At 67.4% G+C, this 2903-nt stretch carries 2 protein-coding genes; one reads left to right on the forward strand and one right to left on the reverse strand.

The window, feature by feature from the left end:
- Positions 1–424: nucleoside deaminase (locus tag DD1DGNOD_RS19325; protein ID WP_131770756.1), on the reverse strand; the 424-nt coding region annotated here is incomplete at its 3' end.
- A gap of 194 nt (positions 425–618) precedes the next feature.
- Between DD1DGNOD_RS19325 and DD1DGNOD_RS19330 the strand changes: the two genes are divergently transcribed.
- The gene (locus DD1DGNOD_RS19330; protein WP_206443309.1) at positions 619–2190 is read left to right on the forward strand and encodes a DUF5635 domain-containing protein; all 1572 of its coding nucleotides are present in this window, start codon (positions 619–621) and stop codon (positions 2188–2190) included.
- Positions 2191–2903: the final 713 nt, after the last annotated feature.

Raw genomic sequence — 2903 nt, forward strand, 5'->3', positions numbered from 1 at the left:
AGAGGTAGCCGTTGAGCAGCGCGTCGCATTCGGCCTTGAGGACCTCGGGGATGACTTCGACGAAGTGGTTGAGCCGCGGGTCGCGCACGACATCCCATCGGGAGCAGACGGCGCCGTTGTGCTCGTCCCACGAGCCGATGACCAGGCGGGACACCCGGGCGAGGACGACGGCGCCGGCGGCCATCAGGCCGGGCTCGAGCGTGGTCACGAGGGTGCAGGCGTCGAGTTTCCATGTTCCGAGCGCGCGTCCGGCCTGCCGGAGCACGGTGATCTCCGCATGGGCGGTCGGGTCGGCCGTGCGCTGCCGGTCATGGTACGCGGCGGCGATCTCCCGCCCGTCCGGACCGTAGATCACCGCTCCGACGGGAGGATCACCAGCCCCCGGGTCCGGCAGTACCCGCGCCATCTCCAGTGCGCGGCGCATCCATGGTTCGTACTTCGCGGTCGGCCTCAGCCGCACCGGACCTGGCTGCACAGGACCTGATTGTCCCGCGCCGGGCCGCTCGCTCCCGGCCGACCTGCTCCCGTGCGCTGGTTGTATGCCCGGTCGGCGGCCTTCTTCCCGGTGAACGCCAGAACCCCCAGGCGGTGGAGCAGCTGGCACGCGAGGTGCCCTGCATGGCGAACACCCCGGGTGGCGGCGCTCTCATCCTCGGCGTGGATGACACCGGCCGGGTTCCCGGCACCGAACTGGACATCGAATGGCTCCGCCACAGGATCTTCGAACGTATCGATGTCGCTCCGGCCGTCGAGCACAGACATCTGAGAGGCGAACGGGTTCTCGTCCTGTATGTGGCCGAGACCCGTGAACCGGTCGAGGATCCCGACCACAAGATCCGATGGCGAGTCGGCGATCATTGTGTTCCGGTGGACCGTTCCGAGTGGTGGCTACGTCGGCAGGAGCGGGCCGGGCTGGATGTGATGGCCGCGGTGACCGGCCGGACGATCGCGGATGTCGCCCTCGGCGCTCTGCTCGTGGCCCATCGCTATCTCGTCAGGAGCAACGACGGCGAAACAGCCGATGTGCCGGACGCCGAACTGCTGCGACGGCTCGGCGTCCTGCGCCCGGACGGCGCCCTCACCCAGGCAGGCGTGCTGCTCTTCTGCCCGGCGTCGCGGACGCTCATCGAACTGAGCCGGTTCGACGTACCCGGCGGTGATGTTCTCAATCCGCCGAATGACCTGGCAGGCATGGCCCTCATCGAACAGCTCGCCGCGGTCGAAAGCGATCTTCGTGCGTTCAACAGCGCGACCACCGTCCGTCGAGGCTTCGCCGAGATCCCCATGCGGCGGATCCCATCGCGTTCCGTCCGTGAGGCCCTGCTCAACGCGCTCGTGCACCGGGACTGGATGCGTCCGGAGCCGGTCGTCGTCACCTGGTTCGACCATGACAATGTTCTTGAGGTGGACAGCCCCGGCGGATTTGCCGGCGGGATCACTCAGGACACCGTCCTTTCCCGCAGGTATGCCCGCTATCCGGCACTGTCGGATCTCTTCCGCGCGCTGCGGCTGGTGGAAAAGCAGGGTGTCGGTGTGGACCGCATGTACCGGGAAATGATCTCGCTCGGCCACCGGCCGCCACGGATCACCGAGATGGCGGGTCCGGACGTACGGACCCGGCTGACCGGTGGTGCGCCGGTCCTGCCGGTCATGTCCCTGATGGAGTCGGTCCAACCGGCTGCACGCCGACGCGACGTGCGGATCGCCGTGGTCCTCTACGAACTGCTGCACCGGCCTTTCCTCACCGTCGAGGATGCAGCGCGCGCTCTCCAGACCGACCCGGACGACGCGCGGGAGGCACTTGAGATCGCCCGTACCGCCCGGATGGACGGCGATGTACTCATCGAACGGTACAAGGATGTCTGGATGCTGTCCGCCGCCGTCTTCCGCCGTCTGGAGGACGATCCGGACACGACCGGGGAACTGGCCGGTCGCGGACTGCTGACGTACCGCCGGCCCAACCAGACCAACGGCCGGGACGTCGTCGGAGCCTGGCTCACCGCCCATGAACGCATCACCAGCGGCGACTACGCAACCCTGACTGGCCTCACCCAGACCGGGGCGAACCGCGCACTCGACCGGCTCGTCCCGGAACTGCTCATCCGCGGCTCCACCGGATGCAACGCCCACTACATCGCGGCCCACTACGTCGCGGCCCCCTACACCGCGGCGCGAACACGTCCGCAATAAACGCAGGACACGCCCGCCCGTGCGGGCAGGGACCGGATACGCAAGTCCTGCGCGGATGACTGTAGCGATCCCCGCAGGCCGGTGTCATTGCGTTGCACGCAACCCTCGGCTACGGTCTAGTCGTGGCACTGAAGAGTGCATTTGTCGCCCGAAGGTACCTTGACTTCTCGCGTCTTGCGAGTTCTCTCTGTTGTTGACGGGGTGTCAGCCGGTCACACGCCGTCCAAGGCCACTAAACGATCGCTTTTCGGCTTCCCCGCCCACCGTTCGCGGTACAGCAGCCGCGTGGCGGCTCAAGGATTCGGCCGTCTGACCGGTCCCGCGGGAGGTGTTCTCCCGCGGCACACCGCTTGGCGTGGCGACCGTGAAGACATCGTTCGACCAGCTGCTCGGCCCGGTGAAGGCGTTCTCGGCCCTGTCCCCGCATCCGAGGCGGTCCGGCCGGTGCGGTGGTTCTGGCGGTATGGCGGTGTCAGGCCCAGATACAGATGTTTTCCATTCCGAGCGGCCGTTCTCCGATTTTCCGCACCTGGCGTCCGCTGATCCGGGCCGTCGGCGGGAAAGGCCCGTCATGAATGTGTTCCGGTGGTGTGACGCCCCCTCGTGCAGTCACCTGCGCGGCCACCGTCCCGCCACCTCGTGAACACCGGGCAGACCGAACAGAGACAGACCAACCCGAACAAAAGAACAGAAGGGGACGACCAGCTGATGCC

It is taken from the genome of Candidatus Protofrankia californiensis, assembly GCF_900634765.1.
GTDB lineage: Bacteria > Actinomycetota > Actinomycetes > Frankiales > Frankiaceae > Protofrankia > Protofrankia californiensis.

Bases quoted from the DNA above. Each gene is read 5' to 3' on its own strand.
- DD1DGNOD_RS19330 (WP_206443309.1), top strand. From the start codon at position 619: ATGGCGAACACCCCGGGTGGCGGCGCTCTCATCCTCGGCGTGGATGAC.